Origin of the sequence: Streptomyces sp. NPDC051576 (assembly GCF_040681835.1) — a bacterium.
Taxonomy (GTDB): Bacteria; Actinomycetota; Actinomycetes; order Streptomycetales; family Streptomycetaceae; genus Streptomyces.
The window spans coordinates 768608-791572 of the sequence record NZ_JBFAZO010000001.1 but is presented as its reverse complement, the minus strand read 5'-3'; the positions used below and the strand labels follow the sequence as shown (position 1 = coordinate 791572).

17 protein-coding genes are annotated in these 22965 nt (G+C 71.8%); 8 read left to right on the top strand and 9 right to left on the bottom strand.

Annotated features, from left to right (window positions below; all coding sequences use genetic code 11):
- Positions 1 to 91 precede the first annotated feature (91 nt).
- Both AB0M63_RS03800 and AB0M63_RS03795 read left to right on the top strand, forming a co-directional pair.
- The gene (locus tag AB0M63_RS03800) at positions 92 to 1306 is read left to right on the top strand and encodes a serpin family protein (protein WP_366018264.1); all 1215 of its coding nucleotides are present in this window, start codon (positions 92 to 94) and stop codon (positions 1304 to 1306) included.
- Between the two features lie 78 nt (positions 1307 to 1384).
- Entirely contained in the window at positions 1385 to 3988 is a 2604-nt protein-coding gene (locus AB0M63_RS03795) for a discoidin domain-containing protein (protein WP_366018263.1), read from the top strand.
- 25 nt (positions 3989 to 4013) lie between these two features.
- Here the strand turns inward: AB0M63_RS03795 and AB0M63_RS03790 are convergent, their stop codons facing one another.
- Together AB0M63_RS03790 and AB0M63_RS03785 are read right to left on the bottom strand one after the other, a co-directional pair.
- A complete protein-coding gene (locus AB0M63_RS03790; RefSeq protein WP_366018262.1) occupies positions 4014 to 6248 on the bottom strand; it encodes a DEAD/DEAH box helicase in 2235 nt (744 codons plus the stop codon).
- A 90-nt stretch (positions 6249 to 6338) separates the two neighbouring features.
- Positions 6339 to 7169 carry an oxidoreductase gene (locus AB0M63_RS03785; RefSeq protein WP_366018260.1) on the bottom strand — a complete coding sequence of 277 codons (831 nt, stop codon included), beginning with the start codon at positions 7167 to 7169 and terminating at the stop codon, positions 6339 to 6341.
- An 89-nt stretch (positions 7170 to 7258) separates the two neighbouring features.
- On the opposite strand from AB0M63_RS03785, the gene AB0M63_RS03780 reads away from it, so the two are divergent.
- Complete coding sequence (locus AB0M63_RS03780; protein ID WP_366018259.1) at positions 7259 to 8167, top strand: LysR family transcriptional regulator; 909 nt, start codon at positions 7259 to 7261, stop codon at positions 8165 to 8167.
- A 140-nt stretch (positions 8168 to 8307) separates the two neighbouring features.
- The gene (locus AB0M63_RS03775) at positions 8308 to 9837 is read left to right on the top strand and encodes a hypothetical protein (protein ID WP_366018258.1); all 1530 of its coding nucleotides are present in this window, start codon (positions 8308 to 8310) and stop codon (positions 9835 to 9837) included.
- On the opposite strand, the gene AB0M63_RS03770 is transcribed toward AB0M63_RS03775, so the two are convergent.
- Positions 9822 to 11408 carry a sigma-70 family RNA polymerase sigma factor gene (locus AB0M63_RS03770; protein WP_366018257.1) on the bottom strand — a complete coding sequence of 529 codons (1587 nt, stop codon included), beginning with the start codon at positions 11406 to 11408 and terminating at the stop codon, positions 9822 to 9824. The genes AB0M63_RS03775 and AB0M63_RS03770 overlap by 16 nt on opposite strands.
- A 205-nt stretch (positions 11409 to 11613) precedes the next feature.
- On the opposite strand from AB0M63_RS03770, the gene AB0M63_RS03765 reads away from it, so the two are divergent.
- Together AB0M63_RS03765 and AB0M63_RS03760 are read left to right on the top strand one after the other, a co-directional pair.
- Complete coding sequence (locus AB0M63_RS03765; RefSeq protein ID WP_355924384.1) at positions 11614 to 12030, top strand: SsgA family sporulation/cell division regulator; 417 nt, start codon at positions 11614 to 11616, stop codon at positions 12028 to 12030.
- A 56-nt stretch (positions 12031 to 12086) separates the two neighbouring features.
- Positions 12087 to 13514 carry an FAD-dependent oxidoreductase gene (locus tag AB0M63_RS03760; RefSeq protein ID WP_366018256.1) on the top strand — a complete coding sequence of 476 codons (1428 nt, stop codon included), beginning with the start codon at positions 12087 to 12089 and terminating at the stop codon, positions 13512 to 13514.
- A 253-nt stretch (positions 13515 to 13767) separates the two neighbouring features.
- On the opposite strand, the gene AB0M63_RS03755 is transcribed toward AB0M63_RS03760, so the two are convergent.
- A complete protein-coding gene (locus AB0M63_RS03755; protein ID WP_366018255.1) occupies positions 13768 to 14553 on the bottom strand; it encodes a hypothetical protein in 786 nt (261 codons plus the stop codon).
- Positions 14554 to 14694: 141 nt separating this feature from the next.
- On the opposite strand from AB0M63_RS03755, the gene AB0M63_RS03750 reads away from it, so the two are divergent.
- Together AB0M63_RS03750 and AB0M63_RS03745 are read left to right on the top strand one after the other, a co-directional pair.
- On the top strand, positions 14695 to 15357 hold the full coding sequence (locus AB0M63_RS03750) for a response regulator transcription factor (RefSeq protein WP_355924390.1): 663 nt from the start codon (positions 14695 to 14697) through the stop codon (positions 15355 to 15357).
- On the top strand, positions 15354 to 16700 hold the full coding sequence (locus tag AB0M63_RS03745) for a HAMP domain-containing sensor histidine kinase (protein ID WP_366018253.1): 1347 nt from the start codon (positions 15354 to 15356) through the stop codon (positions 16698 to 16700). The genes AB0M63_RS03750 and AB0M63_RS03745 overlap by 4 nt, the downstream gene beginning before the upstream one ends.
- Before the next feature lie 16 nt (positions 16701 to 16716).
- On the opposite strand, the gene AB0M63_RS03740 is transcribed toward AB0M63_RS03745, so the two are convergent.
- The 5 genes from AB0M63_RS03740 to AB0M63_RS03720 all read right to left on the bottom strand — a co-directional run bounded on the left by AB0M63_RS03740 (position 16717) and on the right by AB0M63_RS03720 (position 22949).
- The gene (locus AB0M63_RS03740) at positions 16717 to 17508 is read right to left on the bottom strand and encodes a hypothetical protein (RefSeq protein ID WP_366018252.1); all 792 of its coding nucleotides are present in this window, start codon (positions 17506 to 17508) and stop codon (positions 16717 to 16719) included.
- Positions 17509 to 17733: 225 nt separating this feature from the next.
- The gene (locus tag AB0M63_RS03735; protein WP_366018251.1) at positions 17734 to 18705 is read right to left on the bottom strand and encodes a polysaccharide deacetylase family protein; all 972 of its coding nucleotides are present in this window, start codon (positions 18703 to 18705) and stop codon (positions 17734 to 17736) included.
- A gap of 37 nt (positions 18706 to 18742) precedes the next feature.
- Positions 18743 to 19717, bottom strand: coding sequence for a glycoside hydrolase family 11 protein (locus AB0M63_RS03730; protein ID WP_366018250.1), 975 nt, complete (start codon positions 19715 to 19717; stop codon positions 18743 to 18745).
- Positions 19718 to 19932: 215 nt separating this feature from the next.
- A complete protein-coding gene (locus tag AB0M63_RS03725; protein ID WP_366018249.1) occupies positions 19933 to 21141 on the bottom strand; it encodes a hypothetical protein in 1209 nt (402 codons plus the stop codon).
- A complete protein-coding gene (locus AB0M63_RS03720; RefSeq protein WP_366018248.1) occupies positions 21138 to 22949 on the bottom strand; it encodes a ThiF family adenylyltransferase in 1812 nt (603 codons plus the stop codon). The genes AB0M63_RS03725 and AB0M63_RS03720 overlap by 4 nt, the downstream gene beginning before the upstream one ends.
- Positions 22950 to 22965 lie beyond the last annotated feature (16 nt).

Below are 22965 nucleotides of genomic sequence, written 5' to 3'. Positions count from 1 at the left end.
CGGTGGCGGAACGCGGGTCGTCCGAGGTCGGGCCGCCGACCGATAGCCTTCGCGTGCGCGATCTTGCGCTACGGCATTCACGGGGGCGGAATTGGGAGCGGTCCAGGAAACGGCGGTCGAGGGTGCGGTGGCCGGGGGGACGGTCGACGCGGTCAACCGGCTCACGGCGCGCTGGGCGGACGCGGTGGCCGATGGCACGGTGTTCTCGGCGGCCGGGGTGTGGCCGCTGCTCGCGTTCCTCGGCGACGGGGCCTCGGGGGCCGCGCGGGCGGAACTCGCGGACGCGTTGGGCCTGCCCGCCGACCAAGCTGCCGCCGCCGCACGGGAGTTGCTGGCCGCGATGGGGTCGATGCCCGGTCTGCGCTCCGCGCTCGGCCTGTGGACCGGGCCCCGACTGACCGTGCGGGAGGAGTGGCGGGCCGGGCTGCCGGCGGACACGCACGGGGTGCTCGGCGAGGATCTCCCGGCCTGCCAACGGGAGTTGGACGCGTGGGCCGCCGAGCGGACGGGCGGGCTGATCGAGCGGATGCCGGTCGCCTTGGACGAGGACGTGACGATGGTCCTGGCGAGCGCGCTCACGCTCCGCGCCGAATGGCCGCGCCCCTTCGACGAGGTGCCGCTCTGCCCGGAGTCCGGGCCTTGGCAGGAGCGGGAGTTGGCCGGTCTGCGCCGCACCGGCGTCCGTCTCGACCGCGTCGGTGTGGCGAGCGGCCCGCACGGTCACGTCACCGGGCTGAAGGTCCCCGGCACCAACGGGATCGACGTCCACCTCCTGCTCGGCGAGCAGCGCATGACCCCCGGCCAGGTACTGGGCACGGGCGTGGACGTCCTGGCCCGCCGCCTCCCCGTGGTGCCGAGCGGTCAACTCCCGTACGGCGACGTGGGACCCGGCCTGCGCGTCGAGCAACAGCACTGCGTCACACCGCGACCGCCCGAGGTGACCGTGACGGCGGTGGCGTTCGACCTGCGGACCCGGCACGATCTCCTCGGTCTGCACGGCCTGTTCGGACTCACCACGGCGAGCGACACCGCCGAGGGCCACTTCTCCGGCATCAGCCCTTCACCGCTGGCCATCGGGCAGGCCCAGCAGTCGACGGTGGCGCAGTTCGGCGCGCTCGGCTTCCGTGCGGGCGCGGTGACCGCGATCGCGCCCGCCCCCGCCGGCGCCGGCCCCGACCGCCGCTTTACGAACACCGTGGTCACGGTCCACTTCGACCGCCCCTTCGGCTTCCTCGCCGTGGACCGGGAGTCCCACCTGATCCTGACGGCGGGCTGGGTCACGGATCCGACGCCGCACCGGGGATAGCGCCTGTGTGCGCTCCGTACGTGGTAATCCCCCGCGCGCTTCCCGCCCCCGCCCCGCAGGGCACCGCATCGTCGGACGGTGACCAAGCCGACCCGTCTGCTGCTTCCGCTGCTCGCCGCCGCCCTGTTCCTCCCGCTTCCCCCGGCGTCCGCCGCACCGCGTCCCCGCGAGGACTGCGGGGCGCGCGGCTGGGCTCCCTCGACCACCCGGCTCGACCCGGCCGACACGTACCACCCGTACATCGGCAACGGCTATCTCGGTGTCCGGGTCCCGCCCGTCGGCGCGGGCTACGCGGCGTCCGGTGAGAAGACCGGGTGGCCGCTCTACACGCCGCGCTACGACGGGGCGTTCGTCGCCGGCCTCTATGCCCGGGGTCCCGCGAACACGGCCGACCGCGAGGCCCTGGCCGCGCTCCCGAACTGGACCGGCCTCGACGTCACGGCGGGCTCCGAGACGTACGGCAGCGCCGGCCGGGTCACCGGCTACCGCCAGACCCTCGATCTCCGCTGCGGCTACGTCCGTACGTCCCTCACCTGGACCACGACGGACGGCCGCCGCACCGACCTCGTCTACGACGTCCTCGCCGCCCGCGACAGCCCGCACACCGGTGCCGTACGTCTGCGCGTGACCCCGCACTGGGACGGCGAACTCACCCTCACCGACCGCCTCGACGGCCGGGGCGCCCGCCGGATCACACAGACGGACGGCGGGCGGGTGGGCGAGCACACCATCGGCGTGGCGTTCCGCACGGACGGGACGGACGTGGACGGGGCCGTGGCGTCCGTGTTCGAAGCGCCTGCCGGCCGTGCCCAACGGGCGCTGAAGAACGGCAAGTTGAGCGCCGGCCAGGCCGCCGTCCTGCCGGTCCGTTCCGGTCGCGGCTACACCGTCACCAAGTACGTCGGCGTCGACACCTCCCTCACCGCCCGCGATCCTCGTTCCGCCGCCCAGGACGCCGCCGGGCGGGCCGCGGAGCGCGGGTGGGACGCGCTGGTCGCCTCGCACACCGCCGCGTGGCGGGCGCTGTGGTCCTCGGACATCGAGGTGCCGGGGCATCCGGATCTGCAACTCTGGGCCCGTGCCGCCCAGTACGGGCTGCTGTCGGCGCTGCGCCCCGGCGCCCGGGACAGCATCGCGCCCGCCGGTCTGACCAGTGACAACTACGCGGGCATGGTCTTCTGGGACGCCGAGACCTGGATGTTCCCCTCGCTGCTGGCCACCCGTCCCGAGCTCGCCCGCCCGGTCCTGGACTACCGCTACCGCACCCGCGCGGCCGCCGCCGAGAACGCGGCGAAGACCTCGGTGAAGGGCCTGTTCTTCCCGTGGACGAGTGCGAGCCACGGCCTGCTGTGGAACGAGTGCCAGAGCTGGCAGCCGCCGCACTGCCTCACCCAGAACCACCTCCAGGGCGACATCGCCCTCGCCGCCCGGCAGTACTACCTCGCCACCGGCGACCGCGCCTGGCTCCGCACCGAGGGCTGGCCGCTCCTCAACGGCCTTGCCCAGTACTGGACTTCACGGGTCACGAAGAACACCGACGGCTCGTACTCCATCAAGGAGGTCGCCGGACCCGACGAGTACAGCAACGGCGTGAACGACGCCGTCTACACCAACGCCGTCGCCGCCACCGCCCTCCGCGCCGCCACCGACACCGCCCACGATCTGGGCACTCCCGCGCCCGCCGACTGGCTCACCATCGCGGACCGGCTGCGCATCCCCTACGACCCGAAGCGCAAGGTCTTCCTCCAGTACGACGGCTACGGCGGCTCCCAGATCAAGCAGGCCGACACCGTGCTGCTGATCTACCCGCTGGAGTGGCCGATGCCGGCCGGTGCCGCGGCCGCCACCCTGGACTACTACGCGCAGCGCACCGACCCGGACGGTCCCGCCATGACCGACGCCGTGCACGCGATCGACGCGGCGGCGATCGGCGAGCCGGGCTGTGCCGCGTACACCTTCCTGCGGCGGGCCTACCAGCCCTTCGCACGCGGCCCGTTCGCCCTCTTCTCGGAGTCGCGGGGCGACAAGGCGGGCGCGTCCGACCCGCTCGCGGGCTCCCCGGCGCAGGACTTCCTCACCGGCAAGGGCGGCTACCTCCAGGTCTTCACCCACGGCCTCACCGGCCTGCGGCTGCGCCCCGACGCCCTCCACCTCGACCCGAGCCTGCCGCCCCAACTGTCGGACGGCGTACGCCTGTCGGGCCTTCACTGGCGCGGGCGTACGTACGACATCGCCATCGGGCCGAGGACGACGACCGTACGGCTGCGCTCGGGAGCGCCGTTCGCGCTCGACACCCCCGAGGGCCGGCGCACCCTCTCCGGCACGGTCACCCTCAAGACCCGGCGCCCCGACCTCGTCCCCACCACCGACCTGGCCCGCTGCCGGCCGGCGACGGCGACCTCCTCCGCCTCCGGCCTCTACCCGGAAGCGGCGGTGGACGGCAGTCCGGCGACCGCCTGGTCCCCGGCCACCGACCGCGCCTCCCTCACCGTCGACCTGGGCCGCCCGGTGCGCGTCGGGGCGGTGCGGCCCACGTGGACGAAGCGGCCGGGGGCGTACACCGTCCAGGTCTCGACGGACGGGCGCGCGTGGCACGCCCCGAACGGGACGCTCGCCCGCTACGTCCGGGTGACCGTACGGGGTGCGGGTGCCGCGCTCGCCGAACTCGATGTGCGCCCATGACGGCCAAGTGACCTGACCGGAACGGTCAGTTGGCCTCGGCCGCAAGGCGCTGCTGCTCCTCCTCCACGATGCGGCGGGCCAGGGTGGCGTCCGAGATGTCGATCGCGTCCGGGGTGGCCTCCGCCAGGTCGCTGCGCCGGGCGAACCGGTCGAAGAGGCGGTCCTTGTTCTTGAGGATGGTCAGGAGCCGGTCGTCCACGCTGTCGGTGGCGAGCATGCGGTGCACCTGGACCGTGCGTATCTGGCCCATGCGGTGGACCCGGGCCACGGCCTGGTGCTCCACCGTCGGCTTGACCTGGGGTTCGCAGAGGATGACCAAGGAGGCGGCCTGGAGGTTGAGGCCAACCCCGCCCGCCTCGATCTGGGAGAGCAGCACGGCGTGGCCGGGGGCCCGGGTGAAGTCGTCGACCAACTGCTGTCTGCGGGCGGCCGGGACGCTTCCGGAGATCGTCCCGGTCACCCGCTCGTCGGGCCCGTCCAGTGCCTCGCGGACCGTGGTCAGCACATCCCGGAAATAGGAGAAGACCACCACCTTCACGCCGTTGTCCGCGGCCTCGGCGACCAGCTCCCGCAGGCGCTGGAGCTTCGCTGACTTCTCGGCGTCGGCGTAGGCGGCCCGGCGCATCGCCATGAAGTTCCCGTCGGCGACCGCGCGGTCGTAGGCCTCGCGGTCGGCGGCGCCGAGTTCCACCCACTCGTCGACCTGGACGAGGGCGGGCAGTTCGGTGAGGACGTCCTCCTGGTTGCGGCGCAGATAGGCGGGGGCGACGGACTTGCGGAAGGCGTGCGGTCCGGCCGCCGCCGTGCCGTTGCGGACGGTCGGCAGCAGGTCGGGGCGCAGATGGCGGACGAGGGTGCGGAACTCGTCGACGCGGTTCTCCATGGGGGTGCCGGTCAGGAACAGGACGCGGTCGCAGCGCTCGGTCCACAGGGCGACCGATTTGGTACGGCGGGTGTCCGGGTTCTTCACGTAGTGGGCCTCGTCCACTACGAGCATGCCCGGGGTGGGGCCACCGGCCCGGGCCCGCGCCTTGCTCTTGACGAGCTTCGGCCTCCCCTTCGGGGACGGGTCGTCCGGCGTGGGCAGGGTGTGCAGGGTGTCGAAGGTGGTGATCGCGACGCCGCCGCGCTCGGTCCACTCGCCGTAGGTGTCGAGCCGGTCCGGGCCGTGCACGGGCAGGGCGCGCAGGGTGCTGCGGGCGCCGATCTCGCGGGTCCAGTTGATGAGCACGCTGGCCGGGCAGACCACCAGGAAGTGGCTCTGTCCCTCGGCCGCGAGATGGGCGAGCGCGGCGATGGCCTGGACGGTCTTGCCGAGCCCCATCTCGTCCCCGAGGACGACCCGGCGCTGAGCGAGGGCGAAGCGGGCGCCGAACGACTGGTAGCCGCGCAGGGACACCCGGCGGTGGGTGTCGTCCAGCGGCTGTGCGTGGACGCGCTCGGCCAGCTCCGACGGCAGGAAGCCCTCGCTCGCCGCGAGGTCCGGCTGCTGCCCGTCGACCTCGGCGAGTTGGCTGTAGTACTCGGCGGAGCGCAGCTCGAAGTCGACCCAGGCCTCGATGTCGGTGACCGGCGGGCGCAGCAGGTCGGTGGAGGCCTGAGCGATCAGCAGTCGTACGTCCCGGGCGGTGGCGTCGGCGACCAGTTCGCGGATTTCGGCGACGGCGGCCAGCGCGCCGTCCCTGCGGCGGCGACCGGCGATGGCCATCAACAGCCTGCTGCTGGCGGGCCTGGCCACGGGCAGCAGCGCACCGAGCCGCTCGTCGAGCCGGGTGGCGGCGTCCAGGGCGCGGCGCAGCTCGGGGCCCGCCTCCACGAGCCGCTGCAACGCGATGACCAGCGCGGTGGTGCGGGGTTCGGGGTGGTCGACGTCGATGCGGACGGAGACCGTCTCCGCGACGGCCCGCGCGATCTGCCGGGCCGCCGCGAGCGCCCGGTCGGCGGTCTGCTGTCCCACACCGGGCAGTTGCCGCAGTTCGTACCGGCTCGCCTCGTGCACCGCGCGCACGGAGGTCAGCCCCGCCGCCTCCACCGCCCCCAGCCGCAGCCGCCCCTCGGTGACGTCCTTCAGCCGGGCGACCGGGATGGACTCCAGCTCCTGGGCGACGAGTTCGGCCCGCAGCGGTGCGAGTGCGGAGCGGACGGTGTCGAGGGCCCGGGTGTGGTCGGCACGCAGGGCGCGCGCCATGTCGTAGAGCCGCGTGCCCTGCGTGCACAGCTCCCTGGCCCGCCGGCCGGCCCGCGGAGACTCGCCCTCCATGTCACCCCCCGCTCCCCATTCGTCCCGGTGTGCATCCATCGTGGCACGCGGCACTGACAACGGGGTCCCACCCGGATTCCCCGCCGTCCGTCAGGCGTCGAAGCCCGTCGCCCGGGTCCGCTTCTCCCAGGCCACGATGTCGCCGCGCACCTGGGCGAGATGGCCGAGCACGGCGTCGACCGCGTCGTCGCCCAGAGGCAGGTGCAGCGGGGTCTCCTCGGCGTCGAGCGCGGCGAGGACGAGGGCCGCCGCCTTCGCGGGGTCGCCGGGCTGGACGCCGTCGCCTCCGGAGACGAACCCGCGGGTCTCGCTCACCTTGGCGTACACACCGCTGTCGGCGCTGACCCCGGCCCGGCTGGTGTCGAAGAGGGAGGTCCGGAAGGCGCCCGGCTCCACGACGAGCACCTTGATGCCGTACTCGGAGACCTCGTCCGCGAGCCCCTCGGACAGTCCCTCCAGGGCGAACTTCGTTCCGCTGTACGCCGAGAAGCCCGCGAAGGACATCTGCCCGCCCATGCTGCTCATCTGCACGATCGCCCCGGAGCGCCGCTCCCGCATGGACGGCAGCACCGCGCGCGTGAGCGCGGCGGGCCCGAAGACGTGCAGGTCGAACAGGTCCCGCAGCTCCTGCTCGGTGGTCTCCTCGAAGGCCCCGACATGGGTGCGGCCCGCGTTGTTGACCAGGACGTCGATCCGCCCGTGCCGGGCCACCACGTCCCGTACCGCCGCCTGGGCCGCCCCCGTGTCGGTGACGTCCAGCCTGAGCGCCTCCATCTGGTCGGGCCGCGCGGCCACCAGGTCGTCGAGCCCCTCGGTCCGCCGCGCCGCGCCCACGACCACGTCACCGGCGGCGAGCGCGGCCTCTGCGATGGCCCGTCCGAACCCGCTGCTCGCACCCGTGATCAGCCACACCTTGTTCATGACGACTCCCAGTGAGATACCTGTTGCCCATCTGCCGACCAGCCTGCTCCCGCCCTCGACGAGCCGTCCAAGACCTAAGCTCATAACCGATGGCTATGACGAAGGACGTCCATGTGCGGGACCTGCGCTACTTCGTCGCGGTCGCCGAGGAGCTGCACTTCACACGCGCGGCCGAGAGGCTGTATGTGTCGCAGCCCGCGCTGAGCAAGCAGATCCGGGCGCTGGAGCGGCAGTTGGGGGCTGAGCTGTTCCGCCGTGACCGGCAGGGCGTGGCGCTCACAGCGGCCGGGACGGCTCTTCTGCCGTACGCGGAGCGGATGGTGGCCCTCTGGGCGGAGGGCGCGTCCGCGCTGGCGGAGGCCGGGGCGGCCGAACGCATCACCCTGGTGGTCGGCATGAGCACCAGCCCCGGCCGGGGCGGTCTGCTGCCCGCGATCCGCTCCCGCTTCACGGCCGCGTGTCCGGAGGGGGTCGTACGGCTGCGTCAGGTCGGTTGGGACGATCCGACGGCGGGTCTCGCGGACGGTGACACGGACGTGGCGTTCGTCTGGCTGCCCCTGCCGGACGCGGAGCGCTACGAGTGGACGGTGGTCGCCGAGGAGTCTCGCCTGGTCGCGTTCCCGGACGCCCATCCGCTGGCCGCCCGCGCGGAGGTCGACTTCGCGGACCTCCTCGACGAGTCGTTCCTCGCCCTGCCGCCCGACGCGGGCCCGTTGCGCGACTACTGGCTCGCCCTCGACGAACGCGGCGGACGGCCGCCGCGCGTCGGGGCGGAGATCGCGAGCACGGAGGAGACGTACGAGGCGCTGGTCGCCGGTCTCGGCATCTGTCTGGTGGCCACCGGCAACGCCCGTCTGATCAGCCTCGGCGGCGTCACCACCCGCCCGGTCCGCGGCCTCTCGCCGAGCCGCTACGCCCTGGCCTGGCGGCGGGAGGACGGCGGACGGCCGCTGGTGGAGGCGTACACGCGCGCGTGCCGACTGGTAACGGGGGGCTGATCGAACACACCTGCGGGCACGGCTACGATGATCCGGTTTCGGGGGTTGGACTTCTGTGGGGTTCCTGAGGGGGATTCGTGTCTGTAAGACGGCCAGGGCGACGGACTAGACGCGCGCCGATCGCTTTCGTCGGGGTGGCCATGCTGGCGCCGCTGTTGGTGCCCGCCGCCTCCGCGCAGGCGGCGTCGGGCTCGTTGACCGTGACCACGCTGGGGCGCCACGGCGCCAAGGTGTCGACGACGGTCACCGTCGTCGCCGTACCGTCCGGTGAGACGCGCACCGTCAAGTCCGGCAAGCGGCTCAGCCTGCCCTCGGGCCGGTACCTCGCGATGACCGACATCTACGAGAGCGCCACCGACGGCCTGGGCACCGACACCCTCGGCGCGCAGGCCGTCTCGGTGTCGGGGGCCAAGTCCGTGACGCTGGACGCCCGTAAGGGCAAGGCGGTGAAGGTGTCACTGGACACCCCGGCCGACGTGACCGAACCGGCCCGGATCAGCGCACAGGTGTGTGCCGCCACCTTGGGCATGCCTTCCGCGTTCAGCGTGGGCGGCTGGAACAACGCAGGGTCCCTGTACGCCATCCCCAACTCCTCCAAGCTGCTCCAGTTCGGGTACCTGGCGCAGTGGTCGGGCAACGACAGCTATGTCGCGGTGAAGAACACGACCGGCATTCCGGCCGCTCCCGGCGGGTCGTTCAAGCGGGCCGGCCTGGCGACGATGCGGCTCTCGGTGCGCGGCGGGACGCAGATGGCGAACCAGCACGACGTCGCCCTCCAGCCCACCCCCAAGACCGACAACTGCACCACCGATCTGTATGCCGGCGTCAACGGCGGCAGCGCGCCGTACAGCACAACCGCCCATGTGACGCCAGGGAGTTGGCAGTCGCGCGACGACATCTTCGCCAGCAACGGGGACCATGTCGGGGGCGGTTTCCCGGCGGTGCGGACACTGAAGGCGGGGCAGAGCTTCACCCAGTCCTTCGGCCGTGCGGTGTGGAGCCCGATGCACTATCTGCCCCATGTCCGGCAGAAGTCCGTGGAGTTCATTCCGGACGCGCTGATCGGCGACCCCGACGTGGGCACCAGCGGGGCCGACCCGACGAAGGAGACGGTGGTCCTGACCAAGGGGAGCACCACCGTCAAGAAGAAGACCCTGACCAACTGGGGTTCCTCCGACGCCGAGTTCTCCGCCGCGATCCACTCGGCCGGCACCTACCGGCTGACCGTGGACGCGCACCGCTACCGCCCGGGCATCACCTTCCCGTCCGGCATGCTGTCGTCGCGGGTCACCCTCGACTGGCGGTTCAAGGCCGACCCGGCCAAGTCGGCGGTCGCCTCCGTCTTCATGACCCGCTTCCTGCCCGCCGGTCTCGACAGCCGCAACCGGGCGAAGGCGAACAGCACCACGTCGGTCACCGTCGGCGCGGGGCGCGGATCCCAGGGACCCGACGTCAAGTTCACCAAGACGACCGTCAAGTCCCTGAAGGTCTGGGCGTCTTCGGACGGAGGCAGGACCTGGAAGGCCGCCTCCGTCACCCGCTCCGGGACGTCCTGGAAGGCCGCCGTGCACAACCCGGCCTCCGGCGCGGTCGCGCTGCGCTCCCAGGTGACCGACTCCGGCGGCGGCACCTCGGTGGAGACGGTCTACCGCGCCTACGCGATCGGCTGATCCACCTCGGCCCGCCGACAGGGCCCGTCACCGACCGGGGCGGTCGGTTCGGGTTCCTCGGGAGTGGTCACCGGGTCCGGGTCCGGATCCCCAACGGGCGTGGGATCGGTGGGGGTTGGGGCCTCCGTGGACGGATCGGGGGCGGGCGTCGGTGACGGCTCGGCCGGGGTCGTGGGCTCCGGCGTGGTCGGCTCCGGGGTCTCCTTCACGGGACCGCCCGGAGCGGGGTCTGCGGGATCACTCGGAGCCGGGTATGTGGGAGTCGGGTCCGTGGGAGCCGGATCCGGCTCCGTGACAACCGGTGGCGTCGGGGTCGGGTCCGGCTCCGGGTTCGCCGGCGGAGCGGGAACCGGTTCCGTGGTCACCGGCGGAGCAGGTGTCGGCTCGGTGGTCACCGGTGGTGTCGTCTCAACAGGCGCCGTAGGAACAGGTGTTACGACCGATCCGGGCCGCGTGATGCCAAGTGCGGCCGGGGACACGGCGGTTATGGACCCGTCCGGTGCAGGTGCCGGCGCAGGTGCCGGTGTCGTGGAACCGCCTCGGTCGCCCGGTGTCTTCACCGGCGCTTCCGTCCCCGGCTGCGCCGCCACCGGCGCCTGGGACACCGGTACTTCGGTCACCGGGCCCTTCGCGACCGGGACCTCCGTGGCGTCGGTGCCGCCGAGGACGACGATCACCGCGACGGCGCCCGCCACGGCCGTACCGACGGCGGCGGCCAGTTGGGTCTTGGAGGCGCCGACCGCCGCATGCCGTACGCCGTGCAGCAGTCCGCCGCCATGGCCGACGGCCGCACCGGCGGACCCCGCGCCGAACGCGAGCAGGAACTTGCCCGCGCCGCCGAGCACGAACACCAGCAGAGCCGGTGCCACGAGTGCGGGCAACCGGTCGTTCGCGCGCATCAGGGCCGCGAGGCGGGCGCGGCAGTCGTCGCAGGCGTCGACATGGCCGAGGAGCCGTTCGGACTGCCGCTCGGTGGCGCCGCCGCGCACGTACGCGGGCATCCGGGCCCAGTGGACCTGGCACGCGGGATCGTCCGGGGCGCCGGTCTGGGCGCGCAGGAACGCCTGCCGCATGCCCTCGCGCGCGCGGTGCAGCAGGACGGCCGTCGCGCCCTGCTTGGTGCCGAGTTGGGGGCCGATCGCGGCCAGCGGCAGTCCCTCCGCCTCGGCCAGCCACAGCGCCTTCACCCAGCGCTCGGGCAGTTGCTCAAGGACCCGCACCAACAGGTCGGTGGAGGAGACCTGTTCGGCCGGATCGCCCCCTTGGACCTGCGCGTGCACGCGCGCGTGGTCGGCGGCTCCGGCCCGCTCGTCGGCCTGCGGATCGCGCGGTGTCTCGCGTGCGGCGCTCCCCGCGGCGGTCGCGAGATGCTTCACCGTGGTCATCAGGTACGCCGGTACGTTCTCGATCTCGTGCCCGGCGGACAGCCGGCGCCACACCCTGAAGTGCGCCTCGGCGACGAGGTCTTCGGCGACCCAGGTGTTGCGGGTGAGCGAGCGGGCGTAGGCGACGAGGCGCGGCTGCTGCTCCTCGTAGATCCGGGCGTACTCGGCGGTGGGACCGTCGGTCATGGCAGCAACGCTCCAGTTGCCAGTGGGGCGGGGAAGGGTTTGTACCCTAGATGGCAAAACTTTCAATTAAAGTTGCAGCCGTTCCACAAGGTGACACACGTCACAGAAATTGCCTTGTGCGATGGCGTAATCAAGAAGGCCTCCCGGTGATCAAGGAGGTGCGTCGGCACAACGGCCGCCGTCCCACCCGAATCGGAGACCGCCCATGCGCCACATCACCCTGGAACAGCCCGCCGGCGCCCGTCTGATCACCGAGGACGACCAGGAGTTGGCCGTGACCGTCACCCTGGCCTACTCCTCCGGCGACCCCCTCGCCGTCCAACTCCTGTTCCCCGCCTGGATCTCGCTCGACGGCCGGAAGGTCGCGTGGACCTTCGCGCGGGCGCTGCTGGAGGAGGGGCTGGAGACCCCCGCCGGGCTGGGCAACGTGCGCATCCGGCCCTACGGCGCCTCCCACACGGCCGTCGAGTTCCACGCGGCGGAGGGCATCGCGATGATCCGCTTCGACACCGCCGCCCTGGACCGGTTCCTGCACCGCACGTACACGGTGACCGAACCCGGTCAGGAGGCGCTGGAGCCGGCCCTCGACCGGGGCCTCGCCTCGCTGCTCGACGGTGCGTGACGCGACTGGCCAACTTCCTTGTGCGGCAGGCCAATTGTGATTGTTATCGTCCCTTCATGAGTGAATCGCCGCACCGGATGTCCACCCGTGCCGTCGTCGTCGGCGGGAGTCTCGCCGGCATGCTCGCCGCCGCCGCGCTCCGCGACCATGTCGAGTCGGTCGAGATCATCGAGGCGCACGACCTTCCCGAGGGGCCCGAGGCACGTCCCGGTGTTCCCCAAGCGGCGCATTTCCACGTGCTGTTGTGCGGTGGGGCGAACGCGATCGACGCTCTGCTGCCGGGCGCGATCGGGGAGTTGCTGACGGCGGGCGCCAACCGGGTGCCCATGACGACGAACATGGTGATCCACTCGCCCGAGGGCTGGTACCGCCGCTGGCAGCGGGACAGCCACTACCTGATCGCCGCGAGCCGCGACCTCACCGACTCCGTCGTCCGCCGGCAGGTGTTGAAGGATCCTCGGGTCAACGTCCGTACGCGGACCAGGGCGATCGGGCTGCTGGGGACCGCGCGCCGCGTCACCGGCGTACGGCTGCGCGCGGCCGACGGCACCGAGACGGAACTGACCGCGGACCTGGTCGTCGACGCCTCCGGGAAATCGGCGCGCACTCCGCAGTGGCTGGACGAGTTGGGCATCTCCGGGCTCGCCGAGGACAGCATCGACTCCGGTATCGCGTATGCCAGCCGGATCTACCGCGCCCCCGTCCCCACCCGGAACTGGCCGGTGATCAGCGTCCAGGCCGACCCTCGACGCGGCGAACCGGGCCGGACGGGCGGCATCGTGCCGATCGAGGACGACCGCTGGCACGTCAGCCTGATGGGCACCCCGGGTGCCCAACCCTCCCGCGACGCGGCCGAGTTCGAGCCGTACGCCCGCACGCTCCGCCACCCGGTCATCGCCGGCCTGCTGACCCGCGCCGAGCCGCTCACCGACGTAGCGATGACCCACAGCACCACCAACCGCCGCTACTACTACGAGCGCGTCAAGTCCTGGCCCGAAGGCCTGGTCGCACTCGGCGACTCGGTCGCCGCGTTCAACCCCGTGTACGGCCACGGCATGTCGGTGGCGGCCCTCGGCGCCCTCGCCCTCCGCGACCGGCTCGCCGCCCAGGGCCTCACCCGCGGCCTGGCCCGCACCACCCAGCGGGCCATCGCCCGCCCCGTGGAACTCGCCTGGAGTCTCGCCGTAGGCCAGGACATCCACTACGCGACGACACAGGGCCGAAGCGCGGGCACCGCCGACCGCCTCCTCCAGCGCTACGTCAGCCGTCTCTCCCACACAGCGACCGGCTCCTACCACGTGGCAACCGCGATGACCGAGGTCCTGACCCTCCAGTCCCCGGGCACCGCCCTCCTCCGCCCCGGCGTCCTCGCGGCCGCGCTGATCGGCCCCCTACGGCCCCAACTCGACAGCCCGACCTTCACGACCACGGAACGACGACTACTGGCAGAGGCCGGGGTCCCGATAGCCGGGCCCACCCGATAGCAAGTGAGCCGGAATTGCCTGTGACGGCCGCCTTCATGAAGCCACTCCCCGAACACAGCCCTCCACCGCCCCCGACGTCCTCACGCCGGGCCGATCGGCCCACTACAGCCCCAACTCGACAGCCCGACCTTCACACCCGCCGAACGACGACTACTGGCAGAGGCGGGAGTCTCCGGCCCGGCCGCCGACCAGGACTACGCGCCGCCGCCCGGAAGCTGACGGTGGCGTAGGACCTGGTTGCCGCGTCGGGCGGTCAGACCGGCTCGTGGACGAGGCGCCCCCGGTCGACGACGTCCTTGCGGGTCACCGCGAGGTACATCACCAGGCCGAGGATGACCGCCAGGAAGAGTCCGCTGGTGACGACGGTGCCGAAGCCGAGGCCGCCGTCGCCGGTCGGCTGGGAGAGGTAGTCGCCGATCGAGGCGCCCAGCGGGCGGGTGAGGACGTACGCGATCCAGAAACCGCGCACCGCGTCCAGGCCGAGGGCGAAGTGGGCGATGGCGACCGCCCCGATGGCCAGGGCGAAGAGGACCGCCGACAGCCAGTAGCCGAGGTTCATGCGTTCGGAGACCAGGTCGCCGGCGGCGGTGCCCAGTGCGAAGGTGAACAGCACGGCGAGCCAGTAGAAGGCCTCGCGGCCGGTGGTGTCGATGCTGTGGATGGACAGCGTCCCCTCACGCCGGTACCAGACCACGAACACCACGGCGAGGGCGATCGCGAACACCGTGGTGGTCGTCTCCAGCGGCACACCCATGTTGTCGGTCAGGTTGTCGCTGATCAGCGTGCCCACGACACTGATCAACGCCACGGCGAGCCAGTAGACGCCGGCGCGATAGGCCCGGGTGCGGAACTGGACCACCAGCACCACCGCGAGCAGCCCGCTCATCAGCACCGACACTCCGGTCAGGCCCAGGCCGGCCTTCTCGTTCAGCAGGTCCGCCGCGGTCTCGCCGACCGTCGTGCACAGCACCTTGATGATCCAGAAATAGAGGGTGACTTCCGGCACCTTGTTCCAGCGCGGTCGAGTCTCGTATGTCATGGGGCCCGACCGTGCCACCGGCCACCTGAACACATCCTGACCGCCTGCCCTACGGCGCGCTCCCGCCCCTAGTCGTCTACAGTGCCGTAGACCGTCTACAGGATTGTAGTCATCCGTGGACGCGAGAGCACAGGGAGGACCATGCGCCGGACGATCCTGGTCGTCGAGGACGATCACGCACTGCGGGACGTGCTGATGCGCGGACTTCGGGACGAGGACTACGACACCGTGCCCGCGCCGGACGGCGCCACCGCCCTGCGCCTGGCCACCGCCGACGTCTCCGCCGCCGTACTCGACATCGGGCTGCCCGACGCCGACGGGCGGGACGTGTGCCAGGCGATGCGGGCGAACGGATTCCGCTCCCCGGTCGTCTTCCTCAGCGCGCATCACCGGCTGCCCGACCGGCTGTCCGGGTTCTCGGCCGGGGGCGACGACTACCTGACCAAGCCGTTCCATCTCGCCGAACTCGCGGCCCGGCTGCGGGCGGCCCTCAAACGGTCCGCGCCACCGCCGGTCGCCGCGGCGGGAGACCTGACCCTGGACGCCGTCCGGCACACGGTCGACGTCCGGGGCGCCCGGGTCGATCTGACGCCGACCGAGTTCCGGCTGCTGGCCGCGCTCATGGCGGCCACCGGCGGCATCGTCAGCCGCCGCGAACTGGTCCGGGCCGGCTGGCCCGAAGGAGCCCGGGTCCACGACAACACCCTCGACCAGTACCTGACCCGTCTGCGCCGAAAACTCCGCGAGGCGGGCAGCACCCACACGATCGCCACGACCCGCGGCATCGGCCACCGTCTGTCGTGAGCGGTATCCGCGACCGGACGGCACCCCGCACCCTCCGCGGCCGCCTCTCGCTCGTCGCGCTGCTCACGGCCGCGCTGCTGATGCTGGTCCTCACGGTCGCCTTCAACTCCGTGGCCCGCCACCGCCTCCAGCACCAGGCCGACGACGAACTGCGCACCCGCGCCGCCGCCGTCGCGACGACCGTCGACACCAGGGGTACGACGGTGCGGGTGCTGGAGAGTTCTAACGACGACCTGCTCGACGCCAACGTGTGGATCTACGCCGGCCGGCGGCTGCTGGAACAGCCGCCCGGCGCACGGCCGTTGACCCGAATCGCCGACGCGCTCGCCCGGCGCGGCGGGCAGCGGTGCGTGACCGCCACCGTCCGTCGCCCGCTCCGGCTGTGCTCCCACCCGGTCCCCGGATCCGGCGGCCGGGCCACCGTGGTCACCGCGCTGGACCTCTCCCCCTACCGGAGTTCGGCCGACACCCTGCTCCTCGGGTCGCTCGCCCTGGACGCCGTCATGCTGGCCTGCACCTACGTCCTGACCGGGCTGGCGGTCGGCCGCGCGCTGCGCCCGGTCGGCACGATGACCGACCAGGCCACGCAGTGGAGCGCGGTCGGTTCCGAGGAACGGTTCGGCGGCATCCGGCAGCCGGCCGAACTCGCGCGCCTCGGCGGGTCGTTGGATGCCCTGCTGGACCGCATCCGCACTCTTCTGCGCTACGAGCGCCGGCTCACCGGCGAGCTCTCGCACGAGCTGCGCACACCCCTGAGCCGGATCGTCGCCGAGCTCGACTGGTGGCGGGCCCACCCGCGCACGGCCGCGCAGACCCGCGCCACCCACCAGGTGATCGCGGCCGCCGCCGAGTCCATGCGCACCATCTGCGACACCCTCCTGGACGACGCCCGCGACGGCACGCTCACCGCTCCGGGCACCGCCGAGGTCCTGCCCGTACTGCGCCGCCTCGCCGAAGTCCCTTACGGATCAGCTCACTTGATGATCACGGTGGACGGCCCGCACCTCCTGGCCGGGGTCCCGCCCGCCCTCCTCGAACGCATCGTCAGCCCGCTCCTCACCAACGCCTGCCGCTACGCCCGCTCCGGCGTCGGCGTCCACGCGCACCGCGCACCCGACGGCATCCGCGTCACCGTCGTGGACGACGGCCCCGGCGTACCGGCCGAGTTCACCGGGCGGCTCTTCGAGCCCGGCCGGCGTGCGGATCCCGACGACGGACACGGCGGTGCGGGCCTCGGGCTGCCGCTGGCCCGCCGTCTGGCCCGCTCCGCCGGCGGCGAGGTGGTGTACGACCCCGGGCACACCCCCGGCGCACGGTTCGTGGTCACCCTGCCCGCCGGATGACCACTCGAACTCGCCCTCACGCCAGGGCGTCGTGCCGGACGTCCTTGCGGGAGACGGCGAGATAGCCGACGAAGCCGAGGATGGCCACCGTCCAGGACAGCGTGACCGGCCCAAGTCCCAGGTCGAGACCGCCCCGTTGACGGCCGACGGCCATCCAGTCGGCGACGGAGGCACCGAGCGGGCGGGTGATGACGTACGCCGCCCAGAACGCGGCCACCGCGTTCAGGCCGCCCCATCGGTGCGCGAGGGCCGGAACGGCGATGGCGACGCCGTACAGGACGGCGGAGCCCAGATAGCCGAGGCCGATCGTGGCGGTGAGGTCCCCGGCGGCGGTGCCCAGCGCGAACGTGGCGAGCACGGCGGCCCAGTAGAAGGTCTCGCGGCGCCGGGTGTGGATGCTGTGGATGGACAGCGTGCCCTCGCTCCGGTACCAGAGCACGAAGACGGCGGCCAGTACGGCCATGAAGAACGGCGTGGAGAGGGCGTACGGCACTCCGAGGCCGACGTGCAGGACGTCCGCGGCCATCGTGCCGAAGACGCTGACCATGACGATCGCCGTCCAGTAGATCCAGGCCACGTACCGCCGGACGGCGAACTGCACGGCCAGGGCGGCCACCAGGGCGATGCCACCCAGTCCGACGGCGGGGATCGGGCCGAACGCGTGGGCGAGGAAGTCGGAGGCGGTCTCCCCCATCCCGGTCGTCAGCACCTTGATGATCCAGAAGTAGACGGTCACCTCCGGCACCTTGCTCGCCGCGTGCCGGATGCGGCGCGAGGGCCGGTCGTGAGTGAGGTGATCTGTCGTCATGGCAGGCACGATGGCATGCTCCCGGAGGGTTGCCCCAGACCTCTTTGCCAGAGTTTTGGCGCTTCCGGTGCGTACGTTGCCCAAGGCCCGTCCGAGCCTGAACACAACCTGAAAGCGATGCCGAAGGTGCTGGTCAGGAGCGTGCGGCCGGTGGTACAAGCACCTACGCCGCCGGCGACCACGGTGGACCGTGTCGTGGTCGCCGGCCGGGTCCCGGTCGCGGGATCAGCTCGCCGCGCAGGACACCGTGGGCCAGGTCCAGTTGCCGTTCGCCTGGATGGTCACGCCCCAGCTGTTGCCGCTGCCGTTGGGTTTCGCGGTCAGCACCTGCGCGCTCGGATAGGTGGCGGTGATGTTCCAGGTCGCGAGGATCTTCGCGGGCGACGGGACGTTCATCGTCACGGTCCAGTTGCTGGAACCGGAGACCGTCACGCTGAGGTTGTAGCGGTCGCTCCACTGCGTACCGGCCGACAGCGCGGCCGTACAACTACCGCTGCTCCCACCGCTGTCGGGGGCGACGGCGCGGCCCGTCTGCGGGGAGATCATGCCGGCGCACAGGTTGCGTGCGGCCAGCCCCTGGGCGATGCGCGGGATCGCCGCGACCGTGTTGGCCGGCCAGTCGTGCATCAGGATGATCTGGCCCGCGGTGAGCCGCCCGGCCGCCGCGACGATCGCGTCGGTGCTCGCGCCGTTCCAGTCCTGCGAGTCGACGTCCCAGATGATCTCCGTGAGACCGTACTTGGCCTCCACGGCCTTCACCGTCGCGTTGGTCTCGCCGTACGGCGGCCGGAAGAGCTTGGGTGTGCCGCCGCCCGCGGCCGCGACGGCCTGCTGGGTCCGGGAGATCTCCGAGTCGATCGTCGCCTGGGTCTGCTGTGTCAGGTGGGGGTGGGTGTAGCTGTGGTTGCCGACCCACATACCGGCGTTGACCTCGGCCTTGACCTGTGCCGGGTACGCGGCCGCGTACTGGCCCTCGTTGAACATCGTGGCCCGAAGACCGTTCTGGGTCAGCGCGTTGAGCAGGGTGGGTGTGTTGGTGCCAGGGCCGTCGTCGAAGGTGAGCCCGACGTAGCCGCTGCAAGTGGCGGCCCGCGCGGGGGTGTTCACTCCGACGGCGACGATGCCCGCGGCGGCCAGGACGATGACGGCCAGCCTGGCGACCAGGGAACGTAAGGAAAGGTACGGTGCGGCTCTCATGTGAAGTCCTCCTCCAGCATCGGGAGTTGAGGGAGCGTCAGCTAGCGGTGCAGGAGACCGTGGGCCAGGTCCAGTTGCCGTTGGGCTGGATGGTGACGCCCCAGCTGTTGCCGCTGCCGTTGGGTTTCGCGGTCAGCACCTGCGCGCTCGGGTAGGAGGCCGCGATGTTCCAGGTGGAGAGGACCTTCGCCGGGGAGGGGACGTTCATCGTCACGGTCCAGTTGCTGGAACCGGTGACCGCGACGCTGAGGTTGTAGCGGTCGCTCCACTGCGTGCCGGCCGACAGCGTCGCCGTACAGCCGCTCGACCCGCCGCCCGAACTGGCGCCGTCCACCGTGATGTTGGAGTTCCCGCTGCTCTGGTAGCCCTCGGTGGCGAGGATCATGTAGTAGCTGAAGCTGCCCAACGGCATCCCCGCGCGGGCCCAGGCGTCGAAGTGGTTGCCGGTGGTGATGGTGCCGCCGGTGCGCTTCGTCTGCCGCACGCTCCAGTACTGGTCGAAGGTCTTCGTGCCCTCCACCGAAGGGGCGTTGTACCGCGTGGTCTTGTAGATGTCGTACGTACCGCCGTCACTGGTGACGGTGCCCATGTACGTCCCGGTCGGCCGGTAGGTGCCCCAGTTGTCGACGATGTAGTACTCGACGAGCGGGTTCGACGTCCATCCGTACAGCGACAGATAGCCGTTGCCGGACGGGTTGAACGTCCCCGAGTACGTCACGCTACGGCGACCGCCGGTGCTCCAGCCCTTGCCGGCCACGAAGTTGCCGGTGTTGCTCCATGAGGTGCTGTAGTTGCCGCCGGAGCCGAGGTTCATGGAGACCGACCCCTGGGTGTCGGTCCAGAACGAGTAGTAGTAGCCGTTGTTGGTGCCGGTCTGGTTCGTGGTGACCACCGTGTCGGCCTGGGCGGTGCCGGGCAGGGTCATCGCCGCGAGGAGCGCCAGCAGCAGGGCGCAGGCGCCGCTGATGAACAGTCTGAAGCGGTTCGTCGTGCGTGCGGGTGTGTTGTCCATGCGGCGTCAGTGTTGGTACGTCCCTGTCAACTGTCAATAGTTTCGGCTTTGGGTGCGAATATTTCGCAGACCCGGCGGCGTTATTTATCGCCGCTCTTATGCAGCTCAGTGGCCATGTGGAACGATTCACGGCCGGGGAGTCCAAGCGTGCGGTGAGAATTCAAGATCTGCAGTTCGAATGTTTTCGATCGAATGTTTCGAAGAATTCACCGATCTTACGACTGCACCGCGGAACGTCGATTGCGCCACCGGGTGACCGCCCACAGGACGTTGATCCCGCCCAGGGTGACCAGCACCGCCGCCGAGTCGGCGTTGCCCGCGAGGCCGTGCCCCGGTCCCAGTCCCCGCGCCGCGCGGACCAGCAGGGTGACCTCGACGGGCAGGGTCACGGCGGCCATGAACGTCAGGCAGGCCACCGTGCCGACCACGAGGACGAGGCTGTAGAGGCGTACGGCCCGGCGCTCGTGCGGGGGCAGACGGGTGCTCGGGTCACCGGTCCCCGTGCGCGTCCCCCGGCGGAACACGTACCGGGCGTAGGCGAGACCGTCGCCGTACAAGTCCCGGCAGCCGGTGAGGTCCTGGAGGACGAAGTACAGGTCCGTGCGTGTGAACACCATGAGTTGGAAGGGCAGCGGCAGCAGGGCCAGCAACAGGGCGGCGGACAGCAGCCGGTGGGTCGTGGTCCCGGTGTCGGCCAGGGCGAGGGTCAGGACGAGGGCCGAGGCGAGGGAGAGGTTGAGGGCGATGCCGGCCAGGTAGGCGGTCAACCGGTGGCGGCGGGGCGCGAGTTCGATGCCGCTGATGTCGGTCTGCATGACCAGGAACTGGAGCCGGGTGCCCAGCCGTATCCTCCCCGGCACGCCTGCCGCACGGGCGGTGACGAGGTGCGCCAGCTCATGGGCCAGCACCAGCGTCCACCCGGCCGCCGCCGCGCTGATCAGGACCAGGCTGCCGTGCGGACTCCACAGGAGGTCGCGATAGCCCGGCAGCACTTCGGGACGACGGATCAGGGCTACGACGGCGGCGAGCAACAGCACGCCGACGAACACGGGCAGCGCCGGGTGCAGGGCTGAACGGACCTGGTGGGGGCGGAGCCAGGGCAGTGACGCGCGCGGTGGTTCGCCGTCCGGGACGGGGCGGTCCCCGATCCGCGCCACGAAACCGAGAGCGACCAGATCCCCCACGAAGTCCGAGATCTCGAACTCCTCACCGGTCTCGTCGCGCAGCAACTCCGCCGTACGGGCCACGCTCAGCCCTTCCCCCAGAAGCTCCACCGCCCGCGCACCGGCCGCCGGTAGGGCGACGAAGGTCCGGGTGGCCATACGGCCCACGATCCACTCGTCCCGGTCACGCCGTGTCGCGAGGTCATGCAGCAGGATGCGGGTGGACGGCGTGATCCGGGGGTGGTGTCGGGCGTCGGTCACGGACGATCCCCAGGTGCCGCCGAGCAGGCGGCACAGTCGGCCCGTCGCCCCGAACGCTGCATGATCGCGTCGCCGGGCACCATCAGGTTGAGCCCGAACCGGTACCCCGGGTCGACCGGCGGCACACCGCACAGCAGCGCGATGGCCGCGTGGGCCAGCAGACCGCCGGACAGGCCCGCCGTCACGGCGTTGGCCGGATTCCACGGCATCCGGGGCGAGGCGACATCCTCGTCCTGGCCGGGCGCGAGCCGGAGTTCACGCCGCTCGGCCTCGGCGATCCGCAGACACTCCCAGCACGCACCCCGGCCGGGCACGAAAACACCGACACTCACCAACGGCCCGCGATAACCGGCTTCCGCCCAGGACATGCCGCGGTCCAGGCAGACCCGGTTGGCCCATCTGCGGATCACGGCGGGCCGGTCGGCGGCCAGCAGCAACAGGTCGTAGGCCGGGGTCTCGTCGGAGGGGGTGGTCGTGGGTCCTGGGGTGCCGGGGAGACCGGGGGCTGTGGGGGTGCCGGAGCCGCCGGACGCCGGGACTTCGGCGGAGCGGTCCGTGCTCTTGGGGTCCCCGAGGTCGCCGGGGCCGCCCGGAAATGCGGAACGGTCGATGCCCCCAGGGTCCCCGGGGTCCCCGAGATCTCCAGACACGTCCAGAACGACAGGCCCGCCGGAGCGATCTGTGACTTCAGTGTCCCCGGGCACGCGAGGAACGTCGGGGGTGCCGAAGCCGCCAGGCGTCGGAGCATCGCCGGAACGGTCTGTGCTCGTGGGCTCCGGTTCCCCAGGAACACCGGAGCTGCCCACCGTCAGTGCCTCGCCGCAGTGGTCCGTAGCCCCGGACTCTCCCGGAACGCCGGGAACACCGGCGACAGCGGAGCCGCAGGGCACGGGCGCTTCGCTGACGCACTCCATGCCCCCGAGATCGCCGGGGCCGCCCGGAACGCCGGAGCCCTCCGGCACCGATCCTTCGCCGGAACAGCCCGGAACGCCCGCGTCCCCTGGCTCACCGGGACCGGCAGGCACAACAGGAACACCGGACCGATCCGCATCCCCGAGAACCCCGACACCCCCGACCCTCCCGAAGCCCCCCGCCATACCGAAACCACCCGAACCACCAGAGCCACCATCACCCCCACGCCCCAACAACGCCTCAAGATCCCCCACCCCCCGCACCTCCCGCCGCTCCCCCGTGACCACCGCCCCCGAGTTCAACGCCCGCAATTCCCGCACCGCCGCGTCGACCTTCGCCGTGCCGACATCGCGTTCGCGGAACAGGGTCTGCCGGTTGAGGTTGGACAGTTCGACGACATCCGGGTCGACGCAGTGCAGCCGTCCCACGCCGGAGGCGATCAGATCTCGGGCGGCGGCTCCGCCGGTTCCGCCGACACCGATCAGCAGGACCCGGGCCCGGCGCAGCCGCAGTTGGGGTTCCCAGGCGCTCTCCCTGGGCCGGAGATCCATCCAGCGCAGCAGCGTCATGCCCCTGCCGTACCGCTCGCGTTCCCGCTCGGACAGTTCTGCGGGCGGCTCGGCACCGGCGTCCTCCACGAATCCGGCTCCGGTCAGATCCGTCATCGCCTGGACGATGTCCGGTGCCGGCAACCGGAGTCGGGGGTGCCGACGGGTCACCTCGGCGACGATCTCCGCGAGGCTCCGCGTGCCGTCCATGGTCTCGACCAGCGTCCACAGCCAGCCGTCGGGATCCCTGACCTCGGAACCGATGCCGTAGACGACACTGCCGATCCGGATGTGGCCGTCCACCGTCCGATAGGCCCGGTGTTCCGGCTTGATCCGGGGCCGTCGCATCGCTCGTACCGTCATC